The sequence below is a fragment of the Singulisphaera chitinilytica genome, from assembly GCF_049331405.1.
Classification (GTDB): Bacteria; Planctomycetota; Planctomycetia; order Isosphaerales; family Isosphaeraceae; genus PoT.
The window spans coordinates 798,343-825,105 of sequence record NZ_CP186274.1 but is presented as its reverse complement, the minus strand read 5'-3'; the positions used below and the strand labels follow the sequence as shown (position 1 = coordinate 825,105).

Genomic DNA, 26,763 nt, shown 5'->3' with positions numbered 1-26,763 from the left:
CGCTCCTTCGATTTACGCCGTTTCGGCCCCGGGAAACAAGCGGTTTTCCTCGCGAATCGGCGGGCTGACCACCTTTTGTTGCACCCTCGGGTCAGGACAGGATGGTCCTGGTCTCGGCCGCCTTCTTGATGACGGTGTCGCCGTTGTTGACCACGAACCAGTCGGCCGCCGTGGCGGTCGGGTTGCCCAGCACGTCGATGGCCGCGTCGTTCAGCACCGTCGAACTCGTCAGCCTCGTCGACCCGTTCAGGCCGCCGCCGTTGAGGATGTGGCCGATCCTGGTGGCGTAATTCGACGAGGTCGAGGCCCACTCGGCCAGGATCTGGTCGAGGGCCGTGAGGTTGGAGTCGTACGCCGTCCTGCCGCTGATCATCAGGGTATTGCCGTTGCCCTTCATCGCGTCGGCCCCCGCCCCGCCGATCAGGATCGCCCGGCCCGTCCCCGTCGACGAGATCGAGTCATTACCCGGACCGCCGACCAGGATCGCCCGGCCCGAGCCGACGGCGGCCAGCGTGTCGTTGCCGGCGCCGCCGATGAGCCTCGCCTCGGCCGAGCCGGTGGCCGTCAGGCTCGTGACGCCGGCGAAGGCCGACGCATTGATCGTCCGCGCCGTGGTGTTGTTGATCAGGGTCAGCGTCGCGCGCTGGATGCCCGACAGGGCGAGATTCAGGCCGTCGCCCCCCTTGAGTGAACCGTTGGTCAGCGTCAGGTTCGCGTCCTTCGTGGCCACGATCCGATTGGCGCTCCCGCCGCCGCCCAGGATCAGGCCACCGCCCGACCACCCGCCGACCGTGAAGGTATTGTTCGCCGCCCCGCCGGTCAGGAAGGCCTGTGTCACCCCCGAGAGGCTCGCCGTCGGGCCGCCGGTCGCCTTCAACTGCGCGTTCGACAGCGTCATGTCGGCGTCCCTGGTCAACCAGACCGAGTTGATGCCGGCCCCCCCGGAGATCGTCGCCGTGCCGGTGTAGCCGTCGAGGATGAACATGTCGTTGCTCGCGCCCCCCTTGAACGTCAGCGGCTTCGATCCCTGGGCGTACATCAGGGTGACGCCCGCGTATGCCGAGGCGTCGATGCTTCGCGAGGCCGTCGTCGCGTCGACCGTCAGGCTGCCCACCGCGATGTTGCGGAGGTTCATGCTCAGGCCGTCGCCGGCGGTGACCTTGGCGTTCGCCAGGGTGATATTGGCGTTCTTGGTCAGAACGATCCTGTCCGTGCCCCCGCCGCCGACCACGTTACCCGTGCCGGTCCAGCCCGAGAGCGTGAACACGTTGGCCGAGGCGCCGCCGGTGAGGTTCGCCGCCGTCACCCTGGAGAGGCTCACGGCCGGGCCGCCGGTCACGAGGAATTTCGTGTCGGAGATGGCGATATCAACATTCCTGGTGTACGAGAGGGTGTTCGTCCCGCCCCCGCCGTCGATCGCCCCGCCCCCCTTGTAGTTGTCGAGGATGAACGTGTCGTTGCCCGTCCCGCCGACGAAGTTCCGCATCCCCGTGAGGGTCATCCCGGTGACGATCACGCCCGACGAACCGAACAAGACCCAGTTCGTGGACGAGTCGGGGCCGATCGCGGTGCTGCCCGTCGAACTGCCCACCACGATGGACTGGAAGCCCGAGAAGGTGCCCCCCAAACCGGTGAGCTTCGACGTGCCGAGGTTGACGCTCGAGGCGGTCGTCAACGCCGAGAGGTCCAGCGTATCCACCCCCGCGCCTCCGACCAGGGAGCCTCCCAGGGTCGATCCGGGCTTGAAGACCACGGTGTCGTCGTCGTCCCCCCCGTCGAAGGTGACATTGCCGACGGCCCCGGAGACGGTGAAGGTATCTTTGCCCGCCAGGCCATCGACCACCGTCGCGGCGTTGGTGATAGCCGCGAAATGGCCGCCGAAGGCCACGCCGCTCGACGAGACGACGAAGGCGTCGTTGCCCGACGTGCCATCAACCCTGGCGGTGTTCGTCCCCGTGCCCCCGTCGAAGGTGACGTTGGCGACGCCCGTCGTCAGGGTATCGTTTCCGGCCCCGCCGAGCGCGAAGATCGCCGGCGCGACGCCCGGCGCGACGTTGATCGTGTCGTCGCCTTCGTGGGTCCAGATGCGGACCGTGGCGACCCCGGCCAGGGAGTAGGTCGAGGCCCCCGAGCCTGCAAGCGTCAGGCTCAGCCCCGAGGGGGTGACGGCGACCTTGTCACCGCCGACTCCGCCGTGAACCAGCAGGGTATTCCCAGTGCCGAGGTAAGCACCGGTCACGACCTGGGTGTTGTCGTGGTTGTAGGGGTCGGACTCGAACTCGTCGTTGCTGTTCTGGTCGTCGAGGACGCCGAGGAGGTAATACTCGCCGTCATCCTCGGCCGCCCCCGCGCCCGGCAGGCTGAGCTGCCCGGGGCCGCTCCCGAGGGTGAACGTCTTGGTGTGCGAGCCGGCCGCGAGGTCGGCGGCCGACGAGAGGACGATCGAGCCGATCAGGCTGTCGCCGCCGAAGCTGGCGTCACTCGAGCGATAGAGGCCGAAGCGGAAAGGTAGGCTCGCCGCGCTCCCGTTCACGTCATAGTTGATGGTCAGCGTGTGGCCGCTCACCTTCACCGAGTTCAGGGCGAGGTCGAGGTCGTCGTTCCGGAGCGTCGCCACCCCCTGGCCTCGGGCGATCGTAGTTCCGGCCGGGGCATTGCTGAGGTTGAGCGTGAACGTCTCGTCCTGCTCGTTGAGCGAGTCCTGGATCGCCAGCACGGTGACGGTCTTGGAGGTCTCGCCGGGCAGGAATGTCAAGGTCCCCGACGTCGCCTGGTAGTCGACACCGGCCTGCGCCGTGCCGTCGGCAGTGGCGTAGTTGATCGTGATCGCGCCGGTCGCGGGGGCGTCGAGGCTCACGGTGAACGTCAGCGGCGTCGCGCCGGTGCCGACCGCGGGCAGGGCCGCCGTGTCGAACAGATTGAACCGATAGGCCCCCGTCGACGTCCCGTGCCCATTGACGACCAGGCGATACGTTCCTGCCTCGACCAGCGTGATGAAACGAGAAAGGTCACCGGAGTTTGAGGGGTCGTCGAGCAGGATGACGCCGCTGGGGCTGTAGAGCGTCAGGTCGAGTTCGTGATTCGAGTCGATCCGGTCGTAGAACAGCTGCATCCCGACGCTACCGGTGAACGTGTAGACGTCCTGCTCGCCCGGCTTCGACAGGCTGCCGCTGACGGTCGACTTCAGCGTCAGGGCCGTGGTGATCGGGGCGAAGGCGTTGTAGGTGAAGTCATAGGCGACGGGGGTCGCCGCCAGCCCGAGGTTCTTGGAGGCGACCAGCGTGTACGTGCCGGTCGTCGCGGCGGTCAGCTCCAGGTCATCGCCGATCGAGCCGCTGGCCAGCAACTCGCCGGCCGTGCCGTAGAGGGACCAGTTGGCGCCGGTCGAGCCATTGCCGAGCGTGTTGTGGAAGAAGAGCCGCTGCCCTGCCGTCACGCTGACCCGATACGCGGCCGCGGGAGCCCCGCCGCCGAGGGTGCCCGAGTAGGGCGCGCCCTGGGTGATCGGCGTCTTCGCGGACAGGTTGATGAGGTCGAAGACGAAGCTCCCGGTGGAGTTCACGATTCCGTCGACGACCACGCGATACGTGCCCGCATCGGTCAGCGTGAACGGGCCCCCGTCGGCCCCCAGCGAGAGATTCGTGCTCTTCCAGACGACCTGCCCGCGAGGGCCGATGATGGTGGCGTAGCCTTGCAGCACCCCCGAGATGTTGTCGAAATAAACCTGCTGTCCGACGCTCCCCGTGAACGTGTAAGTATGCTGATCGCCTGGGTTCGTCACCCCGGCATTCACCGGGGTGCCCAGTGTCAGGGGCGCCGTGGTCTCTGCGATCGGGAGATAGCCGAAGCTGTAGCCGACCTCGGATGTGGGCCCGAACGGGCTCCTGCCAATGGCGAGCGTGTAAACGCCGTCGATCGGCAGCGTCATCTCGAAACCGGTATTAAACGAGCTACCGCCGATGCCCGCACCGGAGGGGGAGAACAGGGACATGCCCAGGGCATGATTCCCGGAGTCGGATGTGCCGTAGAAGTAGTACGACTGCCCGGCGGTCCCGTGGAACCGATACAAGACACCTTGATTATCCTCCCCAAGCGTGCCCGAATACGACGTGTTCGGCTGCACGAAGGGGAGGGTTGAAAGGTCCGTGAACTTGAAAGAATAGGCCCCGACGCTATCGCCGCTGCCGTCGATGACCAGGCGATACGTCCCCGACTCGACCAGATTGATCGGCCCGAAACTGCCCAGGTAGGAGGACCAGACGACCTGCCCGCTCGGGCCGATCAAGGCTCCGAGGCCATCGATGGCGTTGGTGGCGAGGCTGAAGAGGATCTGCTGTCCGAGGCTGCCGTTGAACGTGTAGATGTCCTGCTCGCCCGGCTGCGAGATGCTGCCCTGGACGAGCGACCCCGGGGAGACCGCCGTCGTCGTGTCAGTCGAGACATAAAGGTTGAAGTCATAATCGGGCGAGACGCCGTTGTCCGCCCCGCCGAGGACCAGTGTATAGGTGCCGGTCACGGGCGCGACGGCCTCCAGGTCCGTATTGCCGTACCCTCGCGCGAGTGACAGGCCCGACGGCCCGTAGATTTGCCAGAAGACGCCGGTGTTCAGCAGAGCCAGGGTGTCGTCGGCGTAGATCCGCTGCCCGGCCGTCGCGTCGAAGCGATAGGCGATCGTCGCGGCCGGCGGGCTGATGGTGCCCGAGGCCCCGCTCCCCGAGCCGAGGGTCCCGGACGCGTCTATGTCGAGGAGCCGGAAGCTGTAGGATCCGGCCACGCCCTGGACCAGGACGTAGTAGGTCCCCGACTCGACGAGCGGGACGAGCCCCGAGTCATTCGGCATCGAGGTGCCGAGGCCCGAGACGATCTGGCCCGAGGGGCTGTAGACCTGCACGCCGGCGGCGCCGCCGAGGCCGTCGATCAGCAAGGACTGCCCGATGGCTCCCGTGAACCGATAGAAATCCGTCTGATAGTCGGTGGTGAGGCTCGAGTCGATCGTCGCGCCGAGCGTCAGGCTCGTCGCCGCATCCGGCAGCGCCACGAGCCTGAACGCGAAGGCGTTGGGGCCATTGGAACCGGTCAGCGTCAGCGTGTAGGTGCCCGTCCGCGGGGCCACGATCGGCCCGCTGTCGTTCTGGTCATCCCCCATCGAGAGGATGGCACCGGTCGCGTCGGCCAGGGAGTAGTGGATACCAGCGGCGGAGTTGGGATTGAGGTTGTTGAGGTCGAGGACCTGCCCGGCCGAGATCGCATAGGTGAACGTGATCGTCGGCCCATCACCCCCGTCCAGCGTCCCGGAATTCACCGTGCCGAAGCCGCTCGTCCCGCCCGGCGCATCGCTCTGATCGATCACCTTGAAGCTGTACGGGACCGCCCCGCCCGCGGACTCGTTGGCCCCCTTGATGGCAAGCACGTAGGTCCCCGCCCAGGGGAGGGACGCGACGAGATCCGCGTTGAGCGAGCCCAGGGCCACGCCCTGGTCATTCGGCCCGTACAGGATCCAGCTCGACGGACTCCCCACGGTGCCCAGGGCGTCGAAGCGGAACGTCTTGCCGCTGGCCGTCGTCGTGATCTTGTAGAGCGCCGTGCTCGTCCCCGGGTTGAGCGTGCCGCCGATGGTCGCCGATCCCGGCGTGATGGGGGGGGCGGCGGCCACGTCGAGCAGTCGGAATTGATAGGCTCCCGTCGCGGTGCCGGTCCCGAAGATGCGGAGGGTGTACGTCCCGGCCTCCTTGAGCGTGAGGGGCCCGAGGTCCGCGGTCGCCCAGAACTGGGTGCTCCAGATGATCACCCCGCTGGGACTCACCAGCTCGCGCATCAGATTCGGGGCGGCCGCGATCGAGTCGAGGTAGACCCGCTGCCCGACGCTGCCGGTGAACGTGTAAGAGTCCTGCTCGCCCGGCTGCGCGAGGGTCCCGGAGACGTTCGACCCGAGGGTCAGCGGGCTCGTGCTCCTGGCAAACGTCGAGTAGACGAAGCTATACGGGACGTCGGTGTCGGGCAGGGACGTGCTCTTGGAGATGACGAGCGAGTAGAAACCGGTCGTCGTCAGGGTCGCGACCAGGTCGCCGTTGATCTTGTTCGTGGCGAGGGGTTGCCCGGCCGCGTCATAGAGCGTCCAGGTCGCGTCGTTGGCCCCGGCCGCCGAGCTATTGTGGATGTAAAGGTTCTGCCCGACCGTGCCGTTGATCCGGAAGAGGACGGCCGGCGCCCCCGCCCCCAGGGTGCCCGTGTACGTCGTTCCGGCGTTGATCGCGGGCGAAGTCGCCAGGTCCGAGAGCCTGAATTGATAGTTGCCCGTGGCGTTGTCGTTGCCGTCGATGACGAGGCGATAGGCCCCATTCTCATTCAGGAGCGTCGGCCCCTGGTCGACCAGGTCGGCGAGGGTGATCTGGTACCAGATATTCAAGCCGGTCGGGCTGAACAGGCTCACCGTGCCGTTGAAGGCACCGGCGATGAGGTCGAGGTAGACCCGCTGCCCGACGCTGCCGGTGAACGTGTAAGTATCCTGCTCGCCCGGCTGCGCGAGGGTCTTGGAGACGTTCGAGCCCAGGGTCAGCGGGGTCGAGGTCGGCGTGAACACCTTGTAGGCGAAGTCATAGCTGAGGTCGTTTTCGCGATTATACTTGGAAATTTTGAGGAGATAGGTCCCGGTCTCCGGCACGTCATATTCGAGGTCGCCATTGATGTAGGAGTCCCTCACCTCCTCCCCGGCCGGATTGTACAGGGCCCAGGCGGCGTCGAAGTAGTTCGTTGGGGTGATCGTGTTGTGGAAGTAGAGCCGCTGCCCGGCCGTGGCGCTGACCTTGTAGACGGCGGTGGGCTCCCCGGCCCCGAGCGTCCCGGAATAGGACGTCCCCTCCGCGATCAACGACCGGGCCGAGAGGTTCAGGAGGCTGAACGAATAGGTCCCCGTCGCGTTGAGATCGGGAATGAAGACGAGCCGGTACGTACCATTCTCGGACAGGGTGACCGGGTTACTGTCCCCCGAGGAAAAGGTGCCGAGGCTGAAACCCGGGACCACCAGCCCGCTCGGACTGTAGAGAAACATCGAGCCGTACAAAGTGCTGGCGATGGAGTCGAAGAGGATCTGCTGGCCGATGCTGCCGGTGAACGAGTAGACATCCTGCTCGCCCGGGGTCGCCAGGTTGGCGTTGATGATGGTGTCGAATGGCAGGGGCGTGGTGCTGGGCGAGAACGTCGAGTACTGGAATTCATAGGGGACGCCTATGGTGCCCACGCCGTTGGCCTTGATGAGGACGAGCGTGTAAGGCCCGTCGGCCGGCAGAGTCACATCGAGGTCGCCTTGATTGTAGACGTAATTGCTCGCCAGGGTCTGCCCCGACGGCCCGAGCAGTTTCCAGAAGGCGTCGAATCCGAACGAGGTCAACGTGTCGTGGAAGTCGACCCGCTCGCCGGCCTTGCCGTCGATCCGGTATCCAGCTAATGGCGAGGCATCCGTCAGCGTGCCCGAGAAGCCCGTGCCCGGCGTGATCGTCGGCAGGGCGTCGATGTCCATGATGTTGAAATTGTATGCGCCGGTCGCACTGTCGAGCCCGTCGATCAGGAATTGATACGTGCCGCTCTCCATCAGGGTGATCTCGCCGGGCCCGTACAGGAACTGGCCGCTCGGGGTGATGAGGGTCGTGGCGAGGTTCGTGTTGGTGGCGTAGGTGATATAGATCTGCTGCCCGGCGTCGGCGGAGAACGTGTAGACGTGGCGCTCGCCGGGCTGGGAGATGGTGCCGCTGACGAGCGGCCCGAGCGAGACCGGCGTCGTCGCCTGGGTCGAGACGTAGGCGCGGAAGTCGTAGCCGGACGACTTCCCGTTCCCCTGGCCGAGCAGGGCGAGGGTGTAGGTCCCGGTCGAGGGGGCGAGGGCCTCGAGGTCGAAGTTATTGACCTGGGACGTCAGGTCCTCCCCGTTCGGTCCGTAGAGCCTCCAGGCGAGGTTCGACTCCGACGTCTGCGCCGAGTCGACGTAGATCCGCTGGCCGGCCGTCGCCGAGATGCGGAACAACTGGGCCGACGTCGCGCCCGCCACGGCGCCCGAATACCTCGTGCCGGGCGTGATCAGGGTCTGCGAGGAGATGTCCAGATACCGGAACGAGTAGGATCCCCCCGCCCCTTGCACCAGGATGTCGTAAGTCCCCGACTCATGGAGCGTGACGATCCCCGAATCGGCATTCGCCGCACCATTGAGGTCATAGAGGATCAGCCCCGTGGGGCTGACGACCTGGAGGGTGGCCCCGCCGCCGGTCAGGCCGTCGATCATGATGCGCTGGCCGACCGAGCCCGTAAACTTGTAGAAGTTCGTCTGATAGGCCCCGGCGAACGTCCCGCTGGCCGTCGCCCCCGCCGTCAGGCTCGTCGCGCCCGTCGGCAAGGCGGTGAGGCGGAACCCGTAGGGATTGGTGTCGTCGTATCCGGTCACCGTCATCGTATACGTCCCCGACCGGGGCGCGACGACCGGGCCAACGTCATTCGCGGTCGCGTAATCCTCGTAGATGACCGCTCCCACGGCATCCGACAGGACGTAACGGACGTTCCCGCCCGCGTGATTCGGGTAGAAGTTCGTGAAATCGAAGACCTGACCCGCCGACATGGTGTAGGCGAACGACGCCGAGTGGCCGTTCGACGCGTCGAGAGTCCCCGTGTGGCTCGTGCCGAAGCCGGTCGGGCTGACCGTCGCCGGAGTCTGCTCGCTCACCTTGAAGCGATACGGAACCGCCGAGGTCGCGGCGCCTTCGACGGCGAGCAGGTACGTCCCGGTCCAGGGCAGGAAGAGGTTGATGTCGCCGTCAAGGGGGCTCGTCGTGATGATCGAGTCGTTGGGGCCATAAAGAGACCAGTTCGAGGGGGCGCCGGTCGTCCCCAGCGCATCAAAGAGGTACGTGGCGCCCGCCGTCGCGCTGAACGTGTAGAGGACCGTGCCGGTCCCCGGGTTGAGCGTCCCGCCGTAAGTCGTGCTCCCCGGCGCGATCGCGGCGGCAGATGCCGCGTCGAGCATCCGGAAGCTGTAGGCCGAGGTCGTGCTGCCGTTGCCGGAGACCCGAAGGGTGTACGTGCCTGCCTCGACGAGCGTGAGGGGGCCGAAGTTGGAGTTCGTGGTCAGCAGGCCGTCCCAGACCGTCGCGCCGGTGGGGCTCACCAGCGTGTAGTCGAGGTTGGGGTCGCTGACGAGCGTGTCGAGATAGATCCGCTGCCCGACGCTGCCGGTGAACGTGTAAGAGTCTTGCTCGCCGGGGAGCCCAATCTTCGAGCTGACGGTCGCGCCCAGAGTCAGGGGGGTCGTCGTGGTCGTCGCCGTGCTCAACCGGAAGCTGAAGGCCGAGTTGGCCGGGCCGGACAGGGTCAGGCGATAGGAGCCGTCCTGCGGCAGCGTGTAGGCGAAGTCATTGGCTTCCGAGACCGAGTAGAGCGTCGTGTTCGTGTTCGGCGCGAGGAGCGACCAGGTGACCGAGGGGGCCGAGGCCAGGCTGTCGAAGAAGACGCGCTGGCCTTCATGCCCGTCGAACTGGTAGACCTCGGACTCGGTCGCCGAGGGGATGACACCCGACGTGGGCGAGCCCGGCGTCCCCTCCCAGACCTTCACGTCGTTGACACTGACGGCCGAGAGGAGCATGCGATCCTCGAGGGCCTCCAACCCGGCGGCCGCGCGATGGCGTGCGACCAGGCTCCTGGAGAGGCGCGCGCGGAGATGACTTCGGTGCCGGTTCATGGATGCTCTCCTGGAGGCTGACACATTCTTCGGGGCGGAGCGTCGTAGTTCGGCGAGTGTCACAGTGTCACCGAGAAACCCCGCCGCGGCGGCGGAATCCCGTGCTGGCCGGCGAGGGCGAGGCCTTGGAGGGCGAGGCCTTGACGGATGTCGCGATCACGGACGAGGATGAGGCACGGGGCCAGACTCAAAAACCCCCGCAACCCTTCATGCTTCCGATATACATGTTGAGTCCAATACTACAGATTCAGTCCGGCGTGACACGCGGCCGCTTCAAAGCCCTCTGCCTCGGACCCGCGCGAGAGTCACGAGGTCAACCACGACCGCTTTGACAACTTTACACAACCGCACATGAGCAAGCAAAAGCCTACCCCTGCCGATCCCCCGAGGTCGCCCCCCCGGCTATCGGAAGCAGGCGGCCCGCGTCCCAAGTCTCACGACCAGCCCGACAAGCGGCGAGAAAGCGGGCGAGGATCGATTGGGCCACCTTCGGCGTGGAAAGGGCGAGGCGACCGCGAACCGCCCACGGCGACGACACGCCAACAAATCCACGCGTTAATGCAAATTTTATACAAAACCATGTTCGCAAACGAATTCCACGAGGCCACGCCTCACATCACTGAGTCACATCTATGAATCTCAAATTAATCGCACTCCATACTGAAGTCAAACACAATTTCGATCCACAGGGTCGACTATCGTCCAATTGACGTCAGCAGGGTGTCATTGAATTCACGAGGATTCGGGCGAGGTGAGATGGGGTCGTTTCGCCGGGCCTGAAGAGGCGGGGACGGGCTTCGCAAGGGCGGCTGGAGCGAAGGGAAGGGTAATCGGGCTCTCATGGATGCTCGAAATGGAAGCCGGTCTGCTGCTCGACGGTCCGGTCGATGCCGGCAACGGTCCCCGGCATAGGCGCGGCGGGGACGTGCCAGAGCCAGGCATTGCCGTCGCGGGTGCCCGTGGCCACGGACTGACCGCCGGGGTGGAAGGCGACGCAGAGGACGGCGTCGGTGTGGTGGAGGGGCGGGCCGAGTTGCCGGCCGGATTCGACGTCCCAGAAACGAGCCGTGCCGTCGAAGCTGGCGGTCAGGAAGGTCTTGCCGTCGGGGCTGAAGGCGATGGAGGCGACCTCCCCCGCGTTTCCCCGGACGTCATGCAGCAGCGCACCGCTCGCGCGGTCCCAGAGCCGGACTGTGCCCGCGTGGCAGCCGGTGATGACCCGGGGCCCTTGCGGGTCGAACGCGACGGCCGTGATCGGATAGGAGTGGTACGGCAGGGACTCGGGCTTCACCTCGATATCCCGATCCGGATCCCAGAGCCTCGCCTTGCCGTCGCGGCAGCCGAGCAGCAGCGTCTTCCCGTCGGGGCTGAAGACGACCTGATGGACGGCGACACCAAGCGTACGGCAGAGCGGCCTCGAGGTCGCAAAGGCGTCAACGTCGCGAAGCGTGACGGTCCCTTGCCGATTCCCCCAGGTCACGACGCGGCGCGAGTCGGGACCAAAGGCGATGCCCGCGATCGGACCGTCATCCTCGGCGGCCTCCCGGATCAAGGCCCCGGTCTCGGCGTCGAGCAGTATGAGCCGAGGGGCGGGAGAAGGCTGGGTGCTTCCCTCGCCGCCGGTGGTCGCGACGATCAGGCGGCCGTCCGGACTGACCGAGGTGACGCCGAACTCCTGCCCCTTCGTCGGTGTCGCCATGGGATGGCCGAGTTGCGCCGGCTGGCCGACATCCCACCACTCCGGCCCGCGGCACCCGACCGCGAGCAGGTTCATGCCGTCGCGGCTGAAGGCCAGGCTGAGGATGGGGCCTCGCATGAGCATGGGACCGGCGATCGGTCCGGTTCGTGGCAGCGTCCAGAGCCGGATCGTGCCGTCATCGAGCCCGCACGCCAGGGCGTTGCCGTCGGGGCGGAAGGCCAGGGAGCGCACCGGCTCGACCAGTTTCAAGGTCTGGGCCTCCTGATGGAGGGTGGTCGAGTTCCAGATCCGGACGTTGCCCCCTTCGGTGCCTGTGGCGAACCGCTCGCCGCCGGGGGCGACGGCCAGGCCCGTCACCGCCGTCCCCTCGGGCGGTAGGTCTGTGACGCGCGACACGTCGGGGGCCCAGACGAGGACGCGGCCGTCGCCCGCCACCACCACCACGCGATGGCCATCGCCGAGGAAGGCGAGTTTGCGGACGGGAGGGCCGAGCGGAAGCGTGGGGCCGATCTCCTTTCCCGTGGCAACCTCGCGCCGGACGACCTGCCCCTCACTATTGCCGGAGATCGTGGTCGAGCCGTCCCGGCTGATCGCCAGGGCCGAGGTATTCCCGTTCCAACTGCCGCGGGTGCGTGGGCCGTCGGGCCCTCCCTTCGCGACTTCCCAGACGCGGGGCGAGCCGTCGGCCCCGCAGGTGATCAGGCTCCGGCCGCCACCCGCGAACGCCGCGCCCCGGACGGCCGAGCGGACCGGCGAGGCCAGCGTGGAGCCGGTGCGTCGGCAACGCTCGGCGTCCCAGAAGACCCCCTGCCCGGCCTCGTCGAAGACGACGCAGGCACCGCTCCCCGACGAGTCGAACGCGACCGGCCCGGAGAGCCGGCCTCCCGGCCTGGGAGGCTCCATGCCGGGGGTCGCGTCGGTCTCGCGCCAGGAGTCGGTGTCCCAGCAATGGATCGTCCCGTCGGCGCCGAGGGCGAGTAGCGAGCGGCCGTCGGGGCGGAAGGCGAGGTCGAGCGCCGCGGCCGGCGCCCGGAGTTGCACCAGCGGGCGGCCGAGGCGTGCCGACCACTCGGCCAGGTTGATCCTCGAGGCGCGGGCGAGGGCCGCGTCCCGGGCCCCTTCCGCCATCCGGAGGCTCCGGGCCAGCCAGGCCATCCCCTGCCCGACCTCCCCTTGCTCGCAGAGGGCCCGGCCGTGATCCATCGCGAGTTGGGCCTGGCCTTCGAGTGCCTGGCGCTGGGCCGACAGGGCCACGGCGAGCGCCCGCGTCTCGGCCGCCGCTTTACGCTCGGCGCGTCGCCACTGCGAGAAGACCAGGGCGAACGCGAACGCGACGGTCACGAGCAACGCGGCGGAGAGCGAGGCCATGCCGGGCTGGCGCCGGGCCCACTTCCCGAGGCGCTCGATAGCCCCGGTCGGCCGGGCCAGAATCGGCTCGCTGCGGAGGAAACGCTCGAGGTCGTCGGCGAGTTCCTCGCAGCCTGGGTAGCGTCGGGCCGGCTCCTTGCGCAGGCACTTGAGGCAGATCGTCTCCAGGTCTCGGGGGATGTTCGGCTGCATCCGTCGCGGCGAGACCGGCTCCCGGTTGCGGACGAGGTCGAGCGTCTGGAGTGCCGTCGCCCCCTTGAATGGGAGATAGCCCGTCAGCAACTCATAGAGCATCGCCCCCAGGCTATACACGTCGGCCGCCGGAGAGGCCTCTGCGGCGCCCCCGGTGGACTGCTCCGGGGCCATGTAGCAGGGGGTCCCCACGAACTGCCCGGTATGGGTGAGACGGACGTCGGATTCGAGCAGACGCGCCAGGCCGAAGTCGCTGACCTTCGGCACGCCCTGAGCGTTCAGCAGGACGTTGGCCGGCTTCAGGTCGCGATGAATGATGCCGAACCGGTGGGCCTCGGCGACCGCCCGCGCGAGCACCGCCATCAGCCTCGCAGCCTCCTCGGCAGGCCTCGGGTTCTCGTCGGAGGCGTCGGCCAGGCTCCCCCCCTGCATATACTCGAGTTCGAGGAAGGGAAGCCCGGCCACCTCGCCGACCCGATAGATCTGCACGACGTTCGGATGCTTGAGTCGCGCGAAGGCCCCCGCCTCGGCCCGCAGCCGCGCGGCGGCTGTCGGATCGACCCCGCCCGAAGAAAACGTCTTGATCGCGCAGAGCCGATCGAGCGCGATGTTGCGTGCCAGATAGACGACACCCATCCCGCCCCGGCCCAGTTCCTTGACGACTTCGTAGCCGCTCTCCCTCAACGCTTCCTTCAGGCCGAGTCTGTGTGCCGCCGGCGATGCGTGAGGCCGGGGCGGCCCGTGCTCGGTCGGGGGCCCTCCCGAGATCGGTAGCGTCTCGCGGGAGTCCGAAGCGTCATCGCCGTGGCTATTCATACGAGAGGCCTTTCTCACGACGACCCCAAAGGCTCGGTCACGCCATCATGGGCACGATGGAGCCGAGCCAGCCGGCCCAATGCGACGACACTATATCTATTTCCATTTCAAATACTATTACATAAGAACAAAACCACGCCTTACAATGAAAGGCTGGCCACTTGCGCAAACTGCCATGTCGACACCCGGACGTGCCATATCGGCCGGAATTCGGCGTCACGAAGATACGGCTGGCATCGGCACCGGCATCGCCAAGCAAGAGGGTGTTGGCTCGGCCGCATCTTGGCCGTCAGACGATGATAACGATGCCGATGAGACTCCCTCGCCCATCCATCCACAATCGATTCGATCTGCATATCAGGCGAAGCAGCGATCGATCATCATGCCGCACGTTGCCTGATATGCAGGCCTTATCATTCAAAGCGAGGCATTATTCGCCCTGCTATCGGGCCAAGTCAAGGGATGGGCCCGCCGGCGAAGCGATCGGTCGCAGGATAACCCGGGCGAGGATTATCGCCTCAGCTTCGTGGTGAAGACACGTGCGTCGTTGAAGTCGGGGGCGAGGCGGAGGGCATTCTCGGCGGCGGCGATGGCGTCGGAGGTCTTGTTGTCGGCCTCGAGGGCCTGGGCGAGATGGTAGAAGACATCCGGGCGGTTGGGGAGGCTCCGCGAGGCGGAGGTAAGGTCGGCGACGGCCTGCCCGGGATGATTCAGGGCGAGTTGCGCGAGGCCGCGTTGATGGAGCGCCTCGGGGTCGTCGGGGGTGAGTTCCAGCACCTGCTCGATCCGGGTCAACGCCTGCTCGGGCTGGCGACGCTGGAGTTGCAGCGTGGCGATCCTCAGGATCGTCGGCGCGTGGTTGGAGTCGAGTTCCAGGGTGCGGAAGTAGGCGGAGATCGCCTCGTCGGGCCGGCCTAGCACCTCGAGCGAATGTCCTCGGGCGAAATGGGCCTCGGAGCGGAGCGGGTCGATCTCGATGGCGTCGTCGAACCGTTTCAGGGCGTCCTCATAACGCCCGAACTGGACGTTGATCTCCCCCTGCCCGAGCAAGGCCTCGACGTACTCGGGGTCGAGCTCGACCGCGCGTTTGTAGGCCGCCTGGGCCTCGACGAGCTTCCCCTGGAGCTGGAAGACCCGCCCGAGCCGGTGCCGCGCCTCGGCGGACCTGGGGGAGACGACCACCAGCTCTTCGAGGTCGGCCTGGGCCTGCGCGTAGTCCTGCCTCGCGATCGCCGCCTGGGCCGACTGGCTCAGCTGCTGGCCGAGCGCGGCCTGGGAGGAACGCGCCTCGTCTCGAGGATGCACGAGCCCACAGCCGGCCAACGCCAGTAGTGCGGCTCCACACCCGGCGATGACGGCCTGACGCCGCATGCTCCCCTCCTTGGGGCGGCGAAATCAACCGATCAGGCGGATCCTCCGCCCTTCGGCTACCTTTCATAGGTCTATCGGCACGCTCGCCCTTGGAATTGAGGGGGCCTCGTGGCGAGCCGGACACAACGGTCTCGGGGTTGCGATAGGAACCCGTGACAAGGCGGAACCTTACGCCCAGCCAGCCCGATGGTCAAGGCCGATTGGACCGCCGGATTGCGATAGGGGCACCCGGCGTCGCCGATCGCCAACACGAGCGGCGACGCCTCATCCCATCCCCCTCGACGCAAGTCCGGTCGGAGCCGGAAATGCGGTCGAAAATGGAGCCCGTCAGCTCGTCGGGGCGGCGATCCCGCTGGCCTGGCGAGCCCTTGCGATGACCCCTCGGGCGACGGCTCGGGCCCGCTCGGCCCCGGCCTTCCGAAGCTCGGCCACGCGAGCCGGGTTCGCCACCAACTCGGCCCGCTTCGTCCGGGCACCGGCGAAGGTGTCGATGATGAGCTTCGCCAGCTCCTTCTTGATGTCGCCGTAGCCGATCCCCCCTTCGAGGAATCGCCCCTTCACGTCGACCCAGCGCTCGGCCGGGGCGAAGAGCTCGAAGAGCCGGAAGAGGGCCGACGACTCGAGCAAGGCCGGGTCACCGGGTTCCTCGGGTCGGCGGCTGTCGGTCACCAGGCGCTTGCACTTGGTCTCGATCGTCTTCGGCTCGTCGAAGATGTTGATCGTGTTGTCGTAGCTCTTCGACATCTTGCGGTTATCGGTGCCCGGGAGCACGGCCACGGTGTCGAGGATGTACGGCTTCGGCAGCTTGAAGACCTCGCCGTAGACGTTGTTGAACCGCTCGGCGATGTCGCGGGTGATCTCCAGGTGCTGCTTCTGGTCCTGGCCAACGGGGACCACGTCCGCGTCATAGAGCAGGATGTCGGCCGCCTGGAGGACCGGGTAGGCGAAGAGCCCGTGCTCGGCCGGGAGCCCCTGCTGGACCTTGTCCTTGTAGCTGACGCACTTCTCCAGCCAGCCCATCGGGGTCACGGACGTGAGGAGCCAGGCAAGCTCGGTGGTCTCGGGGACATCCGACTGGACGAAGAGCGTCGCGCGCTCGGGGTCGACCCCGAGGGAGAGCAGGTCCACGAGCACGTCATTGACGTACCCGCGCAGCTTGGCCGCGTCGCGGACGCTGGTCAGGGCGTGATAGTCGGCGACGAAGTAGAAGGCGTCGTTGCTGTCCTGGAGCGAGACGTACTGCCGGATCGCGCCGAAGTAGTTGCCGAGGTGCAGGGCGCCCGAAGGCTGGATTCCCGAGAGGACTCGCATACCCGATCGTTCTCACTGAGACGGACGAGGCTTCCATCCCTGCCGGCCAGGCCGTCGCTCGGCCGGCGCAGGGTCATCGCCACTGTACCAGTTCACGGCGACCGCCACCAACCTCTTGAGTCCCGGCGCGATTTGGGCTGGCGGGTCCGGGAAGAGAGTTGATAAACCTGTCCCATGAGGTAAGACCGGCGTGATCCAGGACGCGTACGGACCCGGGGGCAGGACAACATGCGACGATTCCTCGCTGCGATTCTCGCCGTTTCTGCCGTGCAGGCCTCGGTTTGGGCCGCGGACGCCGGGGCGGCTCCCAACGGCGAGGCCTCGCAGGTCCGCGCCGGCTACTCAATCCCCGTCATCGACCTGGCCGACCAGAAAGACCGGCAACGAGTCGTGGATCGGGAACCGGGCCAGTATCTCGGCCACCCGACGACCGTCCTGCTAGAGGATGGCCGGACCATGATCGTCGTCTACCCCAAGGGACACGGCCGGGGAGCGATCGTCATGAAACGCAGCGAGGACGGGGGAGAGACCTGGTCCCAGCGGCTCCCCGTCCCCGAAAACTGGTCGACCTCCAGGGAGACGCCGACGATCCATCGCGTGGTCGACCATCAGGGGAAGAAACGGCTCATCCTCTTCTCGGGGCTCTACCCGATCCGCCGGGCCGTTTCCGAAGACGACGGAAAGACGTGGTCGCCGCTGGAGCCGATTGGCGACTTCGGCGGGATCGTGGCCATGTCCAGCGTCGAGCGGCTCCGCAACGGCGACATCCTCGCCCTCTTCCACGACGACGGTCGGTACTTCAGGAACTCGGGCAAGGCGTCGAAATTCATCGTCTACAAGACGATCTCCAAGGACGGCGGCCTGACCTGGGGCGAACCGAGCGTCATCGCCGAGGCCCCGGATTTGCACCTCTGCGAGCCCGGCCTGATCCGCTCGCCCGATGGGAAGCAGATCGCCGTCATCCTCCGGGAAAACAGCCGCAAGCGCAACTCGTTCCTCATCCTCTCCAACGACGAGGGGGAGAACTGGACGAAGCCGAGGGAATTGCCCGGTGCCCTCACGGGCGACCGGCACGTCGGCAAGTACGCCCCGGACGGCCGCCTCTTCCTCTCGTTCCGCGACACGACCCGCGAGAGCAAGACGAAGGGGGATTGGGTCGGCTGGGTCGGCACCTATAAGGATATCGTGGCAGGACGCGAGGGCCAGTATCGGATCAGGCTCGAGGACAACCATCACGCATTCGACTGCGCCTATCCCGGGGTCGAGGTCCTCCCCGACGGCACGTTCGTCGTCACGACCTACGGCCACTGGGACGAAGGCGAGAAACCGTACATCCTGAGCGTCCGCTTCAAGCTCCCCGAGCTCGATGCGCTCGCGAAATCCGCGACGAAGTAACCCGAACAGGACGACCCCGGCGACCCGGGGACCATGTTGGGCAGAGACGCTGTCCCAGGAGAATTGACAGGCATGTTCACCGACGCAACATCCACATTCAACGACCACGGCATCCGATTCGACTACCCGGCGGACTGGGAGGTCGAGATCGACGAGGAAGAGACGGTGACCACAGTCTCACTCCAGTCGCCCGGCGGCCTCGCCTTCGCCCTCGTGACGGTGGACGAGACCTGCCCCGCCCCGGCGGAGGTCGCCGACGAGGCCCTCAACGCCATGCGCGAGGAGTACCCGGACCTCGAGGCCGCCCCCGCGCTCGAGACCCTCGCCGGCCAGCGCGCCGTCGGGCACGACGTCGAGTTCATCAGCCTCGACATGACCAACACCTGCGCCATCCGCTGCTTCCGGACCCCGCGCCGCACGGTCCTCGTCTTCGGCCAGTGGTCCGATATCGAGGCGGAAGAAAGCGCCGCCCAGATCCAGGGGCTCCGACGCTCGCTGGAAGAAACCGACCAGTAAGAGGCCAGCAGCCCAACCTTGAGGACCGTGCGGGGCTCGCGAGAGCCCTCGTCTCTGCGGGTCCTTCCAGTGATTTCCGCCCACACTCTTGCCTCTTGCAACAATTCCTGTATTCTTAGAGCAGGAATACAAATTCCACAAAGGATCCTTCCCGTGCGCCTGGCCTTACACACGGACTACGCCTTGCGGAGCCTGCTCTTGCTGGCGACGAGGTCGGAGCGGGTGACGATGGGGGAGATCGCCGACTTCTACCGGATTTCGGCGAATCACCTGGGGAAGGTCATCCACCAGCTCGGCCGGCTCGGCTACGTGCGGAATGTGAGGGGGCCGGGGGGCGGGATCTCGCTGGCGAAGTCGCCGGGCGAGATCACGGTCGGGGGCGTGATCCGCGACTTCGAGGAGCGCGGGACGCACCTCCTCGAGTGCGTGGAGACGCCGGGGGTCTGCGTGATCCAGCCCGGTTGCGCCTTGCGAGGGGTGTTGGCCGAGGCCGAGAGGATCCAGATGGAATACCTCGACGGGGTCACGCTGGAGCAGCTCGTCCCGAAGTCGGGCGACCTGGTCACGCTCACGATCCCGGGATGATCCGAGGGATAAGGCAACGCTCCCGCGTCGACGCCAGGGGGAGCGGTGCGCAACCACGTTACGACAGAAAGGGAGAAACGATGACGCATTCCAAGCAACGCGGCATAGTCTTGTGTCTCGGGGGCATCGCGGTGTCGGCCTTCGCCATGATGGTGGCGTTGGTGCCCGGATCCTCCCTGCAGGCGGACGAGCCGGCGGAGAAGGTCGAGGACGCGGCCCTGACCCGGGCTCGCGAGCACGTCAAGATGCTCGACGAATTGTACAAGACGGCCGTCGTCTCGGTCACGAACAAGTACGAAGGCCCCCCGGCGATCAAGGTCGCCAAGGACGTATTCACCGCGATGGAGAAAAGCGGCTGGCACAAGGCCAAGCTCGTGGATGCCTCGGGTGCGCCCCAGAATGAGGCCAACCTGCCGGCGACCGACTTCGAGAAGCGGGCCGAGGCGGCCATCCGCGGCGGTAAGCCCTACTATGAAGAGGTCGAAGGTGCCGGCCCCAAGCGGACGCTCTACGCCGCGACGATCGTCCCCGCCGTGGCCAAGAAGTGCGCGACCTGCCACGGCGTGAAGACCGGCGACCTGCTGGGCTTCATCCGCTACGAAGTGCCGGTCAAGTAAGACGCGGGCAAGAGGCCCGTCGACACGGTCCGACGCAGGACCATCCAGTGACATCACCCGGCCAGGCCTGACGACGATCGCGCCCGAAGTGCGCGCGGTGCTGGGGTCATTCTCGGCGGAAAATGAGGAGCGGGGCGGTTGCCTTCATCCTAAAATGGGCACCGTTGCACGTTCCCTCCCGCGACGCCGAGAATGATCCCATGCCCAGACCACGCGCGATCGTCTCTATTTGTCTTCCCTTGCTGATTTTTCTCGGCACGAGCCTCCCCGCGCGAGCGGCCGAGCCGGATTCCTTGCAAGGCAAGGCCGCCTCGATCATCGAGGCCCTCGCCCCGGACGCGACGGTGGCGGTCGCCTTCCGCGACCTGGCCACGGGCGAGCACTTCGGCATCCGCGACGAATTGCCGATGCACCCGGCGAGCACGATGAAGGTGCCCGTCATGATGGAGGTCTACCATCAGGCGGCGGCGGGCCGACTCTCGCTCGACGACAGGCTCCCGGTCAAGAATTCGTTCGTCAGCATCGCCGACGGGAGCCCCTATCAGCTCGACCCGAAGGAAGACTCCGAGTTGACCCTCTACGCCAGGATCGGCGGCGAGGCGACCCTCCGCGATCTGATCCGCCTGATGATCACCGAGAGCAGCAACCTCGCGACGAACCTCATCATCGACAAGATCTCGGCGGGCTCGACCACCGCGTTCATGGAGTCGCTCGGGGCCAAGGGGGTCAAGGTCCTCCGCGGCGTCGAGGACGACAAGGCCTACGCCAAGGGGCTCAACAACGTCACCACGGCGCAAGGTCTGGCGAGGCTCCTAATGCTCCTGGCGGAGAAGTCCGTCGTCTCCGAGCGAGCCTCCGCCGAGATGCTCGAGATCCTCCTGGCGCAGAAATTCAACGACGGGATCCCGGCCGGCCTGCCGAGGGGGATCCCCGTCGCCCACAAGACGGGCTCGTTCCAGGGGGTCTACCACGACGCGGCGATTGTGATGCCCCCGAATCGCAAGCCGTTCGTGCTCGTCGTCCTGACGCGAGGGATCGACGACGAGGCGAAGGCCCACAAGCTCGTCGCCGAGATCGCCCGCACGGCCTACGCTCAGGCGGTGAAGCCCTGAGCCTCGTCGAGGAATTCGAGGATCCGGCCGACGAGTTCGGGGCCGCCGACCTCCACGACGTTGCCGTGCCCTGCCCCGGGGACCTCGATCCTCCTGGCGGCGGGGAAGGCTCCTGTCAGTCGGTCGGCCTGGTCCCGAGTGACGAGCGGATCGATGCTCCCGTGGATCAAGAGCGTCGCGGCGGAGATCGTCGGGGCCAGTTCGATCGGGCTCGGCCTCGAAAGCGAGACTCCGGCTAATCTCCGAGCCCGATCGAGGATCAGCCGCGCGAAGATCCTGCCGAAGGGGAGCCGCGCCTTCCTGAGCCATCCGACCACGGCCGTCTCGAGGTCGGTGTAAGGCGACTCGAGTATGATCGCGTCCAGGCGATCGTCCTCGGCCGCGGCACGGCAGACGATTGCCGCGCCCATCGAGCGGCCCCATGCGGCGAACTTCGGCGACGGGCCGCACCTTGGCGCGAGGACGTCGACCCAGGCGATCAGGTCCCGACCCTCGCGCCCACCGAAAGAGGCCCGGTTGCCTCCGCTTCGGCCGTAGGCGCGGAGATCGAGCTGCGCCACGTTCCAGCCTCGCGCATTGAGGAACTCGACCCGGTCGCGCATCGCAGAGCGGACCTCGGCGAACCCGTGGACCAGGAATATGGTCCTCCCCGGGCTGTCCTGTCCAGGATGCCAGGTCCCCACGAGTCGGACGCCATCCGGGGCGATCACCTCGATGCGCTCGCCCCCGTCGTCGACCTCTGACGCTCCGAAGCGACGTCCGGGCAGGACCAGGGCCCATGCTCCCCACTCGCGAACCGCCAGAACTAATGCCGCACCCAACCCCACGGCCAGGCCCGAAATCACGGCCAGCGCACGCACCCCGATCGACAACACGCCCGACACGGCGAAGAGCCCCGGTAAGCCCATCCCGGCCGCCGGGCGTTCTTGCGGTCTCGACGTATCTGCTTCTGCACGATCGGGAGGGTCGAGGAATCCCCGCGTCGTGAGCCCTCCGGCTTCCCAGCGGAGCCTGATCGCGCCTTGCTTCCAGGTCCGATAGAGCGGGATGCCCGCGCCCTCAAGGGACTCGAGCGCATCGCGAGTCCCGCGGGTGGGAGGCCGCTGGCTGACGGCGATGACTTTGGGGTTGGCCCAGTCGTAGAACCAATCCGGATTCGCCGTACGCCCGCCGTGGTGTGGGGACAGGATGACGTCGACGGGCGTGCGTGGTTGCTTCGTCAGCTCGACGAGGCCTTCCTCCTCCAGATCCCCCGTCAGGAGGAGATCCCGCCCTTGCGACTCGATGTCGAGGACGACGCTGCGAGCATTGTCGCTCGTCGCCAGGTTGGGCTCGGAGGGCGGGAAACGCACCGAGTAGCGAGCCCCCGCCCACTCCCATTGCATCCTCTCGGCGATGGGCTCGACCGGGACGCCTCGCGCCTTCGCGAAATTCAGCAAGGCGACCGCCCCGGGATTCGTCTCCCCCGCGAACCCGGGCGCCACGCGAACCGCGCCGATCGAGAAGCGATCCAACAACTCGGGCAGGCCATTATAGTGATCAGAATCGGCATGACTGAGAATGATCATCTCAACGTGGCTGATGCCCCGAGACCAGAGCGCCGGGGCGATGATCCGCCGCCCGACGCTCGGGTCGCGCATCCGGCCGCAGTCGTAGATGATCGCGCGACCGTCAGGCCCCTGCACCACGACCGCCAGGCCGTGCCCGACCGCCAGGATATCGGCCTCGAGCGTGTCCGGTCGTCGCACGAACCAGCCGATGACGGGGCCCGAGACCACGACCAGCGCAAGCGCCCCCCAGAGGTAGCGGCGGTTCGACGAACGGGCGGCCCTCGCGACCATGGCGAGCGTCAGGAGGAGGTAGACGACGACCACCCAGCCCCAGTGTGGCCCGGCGACGAAGATGTGCCCCCAGGATCGAGTCGCCCCCCAGCGAACGAGCCATTCGGTCCCCCTGAGGAAGATCGCCGTGAGCCAGGCCGTCGGCAACGCCAGGGTCGGCCAGATGGGTGAGAGCAGCAAGGTCAGGCCCGAGGTCATCAGCGCCAGGGACGTGAGCGGGATCAAGGGGATGTTCAAGAGAATCCCGATCGGTGAAATGATGTGGAACCGGAGCATGACCAGGGGGAGGCCGACGAGCCAGACCACGAACGAGACGAGGATGCCCGACGTCACGAGCGGCGGCCACTGACGCATCTGCGCCAGCCACCAGGGCTCGAGCTTGCGTTCGAGCCGATCGAGCGCGCTCCCGGGGGCATTCACCCGGAATGTCCAGGCGTGGTAGAAGAAGTTGAGCAGGTCCTTGAGCGGGCCGACCCCCCAGACGATCGTGGCGATGGCCAGGAACGAGAGCTGGCAGCCGACGTCGAAGAGGTGCGACGGATTGAGCATCATGGTCACGATCGCGGCCAGGGCGAGGATGTTGCCGAAGCGGGTGCGGCGGTCGCGCATCCCGGCGACGCAGGCGGTCATCGTCATCGCCGCAGACCGGACGACCGAGGGCATCAGGCCCACGAGCAGAGCATACCCCAGCGTCGTGAGCGCCACGGCGAGGAACGCCCCCCGGCGGCCGAATCCGAGCATCCGGAAGAGGAACCAGAGCGCCCCGGCCAGCACCTGGAGGTGCAGCCCCGAGATCGCCAGCAGGTGTGTCGTACCCGTCCGGGCGAAGGCGTCGTTGACCTCCGGATCAACCCCCTCGCGACGCCCGAGCAGCAAGGCCGCGGCCAGCGGCGCGACCCTCGGATCCAGCCCCGCGACGAGTCGTCCGTGGCTCCAGGCCCGCGCGGCGCCGATCCAGCGATCGAAGCCGGACCCCGGGGTCCGTTCGTCCTGCCAGACCCCCTCGGGACTATCGATCGTCAGGCGGACCCGGATCCCCTGCGCCCGGAGATACGCCCGGTAGTCGAACTCCCCCGGGTTCAGCGGCCCGGCGACGGCGGCCAGGCTTCCCGCGGCCTCGACGGCCTGCCCGGCCTCGAGGTCGTTGCGTTCGCCGAGGATCACGAGTTGGATCGCCCCCGAGGCTCGATGCCAGTCTCGACCGTCATTGATCCCCGTCAGGTCCAGCACCGCGCGTGGTGACGGTGTCTCCGGGCCTCGTCCCCTGGACCTCGCGGATCTCTCCCCGGATCCAGGCGGGCCTGGGGAGATCCGAGGCCGTGCGGGCCAGGTCATCGGCCGGCAGATCCGACCAGTGATGGTGATGCCAGCCGCCCCCCAGCCCCGCGAACGCGAGCAACAAGCCGGCCGTGGCCGGGGTGGGCCATCGCCAGCAGAGGCCGGCGACGAGCGTGCCCGCCAGGGCGAGAATGGTCCAGGAGAGCGTCCCGCAAGGCTCGAAGTATCGATCCATGACGATGCCGGCGGCCATGGCCAGGGCGACCGGCATCAAGGGGGGCATCAGCCGCCTGTCGGGCTTCGGCCTCGTCGAGCCGCCCTCGTTCGCTTGGGTCATAGACGATGGATCGGATCATTCCGGCGAAACCACGCGCGATCGACACGCATCCCAGGACCCCGAACAGCATGATCCCCGGGGGACCGGGGATCAAGGGGCGTATCCCTCATTCGAAGCGGGGATGCGCTCAGTGGGCAAGCGCCCCGCGGCCGGCGAACTTGGCGTTCGGGCCGAGGGCGTCCTCGATCCTCAGGAGGCGGTTGTACTTCGCGAGCCGTTCGGAGCGGGCGACGGAGCCGATCTTGATCTGCCCCGCGCCGGTGGCGACCGCCAGGTCGGCGATCGTCGAATCCTCGGTCTCGCCCGAGCGGGCCGAGACGATCGTCCGGTAGCCGTTGCGGCGGGCGAGGAGGATCGCGTCGAGGGTCTCGCTCAGGGTTCCGACCTGGTTGACCTTGATCAGGATCGCGTTGCCGACGCCCCCCGAGATCCCCTGTTGCAAGCGAGCGGTCTGGGTGGCGAAGAGGTCATCGCCGATGAGCTGGACCTTCGAGCCGAGCGAGGCCGTGAGGGCCTCCCACCCCTTCCAGTCGTCCTCGGCGAGGCCGTCTTCGATCGAGACGATCGGGTAGTTCTTCGACCAGTGCTCGAGCATCGACACCATGCCGGCCGAGTCGAGCGTGTCGTTGCCGACGGCGGTCAGGGCGTAGGTCTGGGTTTCCGGGTTGTAGAGATGGCTGGCGGCGACGTCGAGGGCGATGGCCACGTCGATGCCGGGCTCGAGGCCGCAGGCGAGGATCGCCTCGAGGATGATGTCGACCGCCTGGGCATTCGTTGAGAGCTTGGGTCCGTACCCCCCCTCGTCGCCGACGAGCGAGGCCTCGGCGTCCTTCTCCCGCAGCACCGCGCCCACGGCCCGATAGATGGCCGTCGTCATCTCGAGCGCCTTCGAGTACGAAGGGGCGCCGACGGGCATGATGAGGAAGTCCTGGAAGTCGAGGTTGGCCCCCGCATGAAGGCCCCCCGAAATCATGTTGACCATCGGGAGGGGCAACATGATCTCGGCCGACTCGCCGGGATCGAGCCGCTGCCGCCAAAGTCGGTTCAAGTGAACATAGAGTTCTTCGCCCCGGGCATTGGCCGCCGCGTGGGCCGCGGCCAGCGAGACGCCGAGGATGGCGTTGGCCCCGAGCCGCCCCTTGTTGGGGGTGCCGTCGAGGGCGATCAATTTCGCGTCGAGGGCCGTCTGGTCCTCCAGGTCCAGCCCCACGACGGCCGGGGCGATCTCATCCATCACGTTGGCGACGGCCCGCCTGACGCCGAGCCCGCCGTACCAGGAGCTATCCGGGTCGCGAAGTTCGAGCGCCTCATGCCGCCCCGTGCTGGCTCCCGACGGTACGATCGCGCGACCGATCTCCCCGCTCGAGGAGAAGACCTCGACCTCGACCGTCGGCCGCCCCCGCGAATCCAGGACCTCGCGAGCCTTGAGCTTCATGATCGCCAACACGGAGCAACCCCTCCTCATTGAACCTAGGTGAGACGGATTGATCACGTCTCGAATCATCAGGGGTCGTCGATCCCCACCCTTGAGCTTATCCACACGTCCCCAAGGCTCGTTCATAAACTTGACGATTTCACGAAGGCAATTTCCGCATTTCTCGTGCCAATCCGTCGATCAGGAGATCCCAGGTCGGGGGCGTTTCCAGGAGGCCCTCGCGGGCGAATTGACGGACGACGGCACCTCGGGAGTCGTCGAGGTAATCGACGGGGCTCGTGCCATCGACGCGCGCCAGGGCGCAGGCACAGGCATGGGCGTTCGAGCGGGCGACGAGCGTGGGGTCGCTGTAGGCGTCGCCGTGGTCGAAATAGCTTTCCCAGAAGGCCCAGGTCGAGGCGAGGAGCGTCGATTCCCGGGGGTAGGCCCGCACGGCTTTGAGCAACAGATGGCTGAGGAAGAAGCCGAGGTCGTAGGCCGGATCCCCGGCGTGGACCGTCTCGAAGTCGACCAGCGTGATCCCCATGCCCTCCGAGTGGACCAGGATGTTCTTCGGGCTGAAATCGGCGTGAACGAAACCGCGCCGACACGGGCACAGGAGCGAGTCGATCAGGGCTTCGATCCGAGGCGCAAGGTCGGGGTGAACGCGGGCGATCGTCCTGTAGAACGGCTCGATGCGCAGCTCATCGAAGACGGTCAGGTCGGCGAAACGCCCGCCGGGCTCGAAGGCGGGGTCGCCGGCGCTGCCGGCGTGGATCTTGCCCAGCAGCTCCCCGGCCTTGCCCGCCACCGCGGCATCGACCTCCCCCGCGAGAAGTTGCTCCTTCCAGACTTTGGAGTCGTCCGGGGCGCAGGTCATGGCGAAGAGGTAGTCCTCGTCGACCGCGAAGAGCACGCGAGGGACCGTCCCCTCCGGGAGACGGGGCGTCAGGGACTCGAGCGCCGCGCGTTCGATCCAGATGCGTTCCAGCCGGCTGATCCATAGGGCCTTGGTCCGGAGCCGCTCCCGGGCCTGCTTCAGCACGATGGAGGGCTCCCCCTCGATGTCGAGGCGCATGACGACGTTGGAGACGCCCCAGCCCAGGGCGCGGGCCTCGACCGCCTTCCTCTCGGGCAGGCGGCCCTGGCCCCGGAGATAGTCCACCGCCGTTTCGGGAGTCACCTCGCGCATT

13 protein-coding genes are annotated in these 26,763 nt (G+C 67.1%); 5 read left to right on the top strand and 8 right to left on the bottom strand.

Annotation, left to right across the window (positions count from 1 at the left end; genetic code table 11):
- Positions 1-91 precede the first annotated feature (91 nt).
- From ACOYYX_RS02990 to trpS, 4 genes are all read right to left on the bottom strand, one after another.
- Complete coding sequence (locus ACOYYX_RS02990) at positions 92-9,718, bottom strand: beta strand repeat-containing protein (RefSeq protein WP_422928452.1); 9,627 nt, start codon at positions 9,716-9,718, stop codon at positions 92-94.
- 838 nt (positions 9,719-10,556) lie between these two features.
- Positions 10,557-13,793 (bottom strand): serine/threonine-protein kinase, encoded by a 3,237-nt coding sequence (locus ACOYYX_RS02985; protein WP_422928451.1) that lies wholly within the window; start codon positions 13,791-13,793, stop codon positions 10,557-10,559.
- A 510-nt stretch (positions 13,794-14,303) separates the two neighbouring features.
- On the bottom strand, positions 14,304-15,164 hold the full coding sequence (locus ACOYYX_RS02980) for a tetratricopeptide repeat protein (protein ID WP_422928450.1): 861 nt from the start codon (positions 15,162-15,164) through the stop codon (positions 14,304-14,306).
- A 327-nt stretch (positions 15,165-15,491) separates the two neighbouring features.
- Complete coding sequence (gene trpS / locus ACOYYX_RS02975; RefSeq protein ID WP_422928449.1) at positions 15,492-16,475, bottom strand: tryptophan--tRNA ligase; 984 nt, start codon at positions 16,473-16,475, stop codon at positions 15,492-15,494.
- A gap of 228 nt (positions 16,476-16,703) precedes the next feature.
- Here trpS and ACOYYX_RS02970 point away from each other — a divergent pair, with 228 nt between their 5' ends.
- The 5 genes from ACOYYX_RS02970 (at position 16,704) to ACOYYX_RS02950 (ending at position 20,700) form a co-directional block, all read left to right on the top strand.
- Positions 16,704-17,870, top strand: a complete 1,167-nt coding sequence (locus ACOYYX_RS02970; protein WP_422928448.1) for a sialidase family protein — start codon at positions 16,704-16,706, stop codon at positions 17,868-17,870.
- Between the two features lie 72 nt (positions 17,871-17,942).
- Positions 17,943-18,386 carry a hypothetical protein gene (locus tag ACOYYX_RS02965; protein WP_422928447.1) on the top strand — a complete coding sequence of 148 codons (444 nt, stop codon included), beginning with the start codon at positions 17,943-17,945 and terminating at the stop codon, positions 18,384-18,386.
- 153 nt (positions 18,387-18,539) lie between these two features.
- A complete protein-coding gene (locus ACOYYX_RS02960; protein ID WP_422928446.1) occupies positions 18,540-18,971 on the top strand; it encodes an RrF2 family transcriptional regulator in 432 nt (143 codons plus the stop codon).
- Between the two features lie 80 nt (positions 18,972-19,051).
- The gene (locus tag ACOYYX_RS02955) at positions 19,052-19,588 is read left to right on the top strand and encodes a c-type heme family protein (protein ID WP_422928445.1); all 537 of its coding nucleotides are present in this window, start codon (positions 19,052-19,054) and stop codon (positions 19,586-19,588) included.
- 200 nt (positions 19,589-19,788) lie between these two features.
- The gene (locus ACOYYX_RS02950) at positions 19,789-20,700 is read left to right on the top strand and encodes a serine hydrolase (RefSeq protein WP_422928444.1); all 912 of its coding nucleotides are present in this window, start codon (positions 19,789-19,791) and stop codon (positions 20,698-20,700) included.
- On the opposite strand, the gene ACOYYX_RS02945 is transcribed toward ACOYYX_RS02950, so the two are convergent.
- The 4 genes from ACOYYX_RS02945 to ACOYYX_RS02930 form a co-directional block, all read right to left on the bottom strand.
- Positions 20,682-23,771 (bottom strand): DNA internalization-related competence protein ComEC/Rec2, encoded by a 3,090-nt coding sequence (locus tag ACOYYX_RS02945; RefSeq protein WP_422928443.1) that lies wholly within the window; start codon positions 23,769-23,771, stop codon positions 20,682-20,684. The two genes, ACOYYX_RS02950 and ACOYYX_RS02945, sit on opposite strands and share 19 nt — an antisense overlap.
- On the bottom strand, positions 23,746-24,156 hold the full coding sequence (locus ACOYYX_RS02940; RefSeq protein ID WP_422928442.1) for a hypothetical protein: 411 nt from the start codon (positions 24,154-24,156) through the stop codon (positions 23,746-23,748). Before ACOYYX_RS02940 ends, ACOYYX_RS02945 begins: the two co-directional genes overlap by 26 nt.
- Positions 24,157-24,283: 127 nt before the next feature.
- The gene (gene eno / locus ACOYYX_RS02935; RefSeq protein WP_422928441.1) at positions 24,284-25,603 is read right to left on the bottom strand and encodes a phosphopyruvate hydratase; all 1,320 of its coding nucleotides are present in this window, start codon (positions 25,601-25,603) and stop codon (positions 24,284-24,286) included.
- A 127-nt stretch (positions 25,604-25,730) separates the two neighbouring features.
- Positions 25,731-26,762 carry a phosphotransferase family protein gene (locus tag ACOYYX_RS02930; protein ID WP_422928440.1) on the bottom strand — a complete coding sequence of 344 codons (1,032 nt, stop codon included), beginning with the start codon at positions 26,760-26,762 and terminating at the stop codon, positions 25,731-25,733.
- Position 26,763: the final 1 nt, after the last annotated feature.

Excerpts from the sequence above, each read along its gene's own strand:
- ACOYYX_RS02965 (WP_422928447.1), top strand. The coding sequence starts at position 17,943 with ATGTTCACCGACGCAACATCCACATTCAACGACCACGGCATCCGATTC.
- ACOYYX_RS02980 (WP_422928450.1), bottom strand. The coding sequence starts at position 15,164 with ATGCGGCGTCAGGCCGTCATCGCCGGGTGTGGAGCCGCACTACTGGCG.
- ACOYYX_RS02985 (WP_422928451.1), bottom strand. The coding sequence starts at position 13,793 with ATGAATAGCCACGGCGATGACGCTTCGGACTCCCGCGAGACGCTACCG.
- ACOYYX_RS02970 (WP_422928448.1), top strand. The coding sequence starts at position 16,704 with ATGCGACGATTCCTCGCTGCGATTCTCGCCGTTTCTGCCGTGCAGGCC.
- ACOYYX_RS02930 (WP_422928440.1), bottom strand. The coding sequence starts at position 26,762 with ATGCGCGAGGTGACTCCCGAAACGGCGGTGGACTATCTCCGGGGCCAG.
- trpS (WP_422928449.1), bottom strand. The coding sequence starts at position 16,475 with ATGCGAGTCCTCTCGGGAATCCAGCCTTCGGGCGCCCTGCACCTCGGC.
- ACOYYX_RS02940 (WP_422928442.1), bottom strand. The coding sequence starts at position 24,156 with ATGACCCAAGCGAACGAGGGCGGCTCGACGAGGCCGAAGCCCGACAGG.
- ACOYYX_RS02990 (WP_422928452.1), bottom strand. The coding sequence starts at position 9,718 with ATGAACCGGCACCGAAGTCATCTCCGCGCGCGCCTCTCCAGGAGCCTG.
- ACOYYX_RS02955 (WP_422928445.1), top strand. The coding sequence starts at position 19,052 with ATGACGCATTCCAAGCAACGCGGCATAGTCTTGTGTCTCGGGGGCATC.
- ACOYYX_RS02950 (WP_422928444.1), top strand. The coding sequence starts at position 19,789 with ATGCCCAGACCACGCGCGATCGTCTCTATTTGTCTTCCCTTGCTGATT.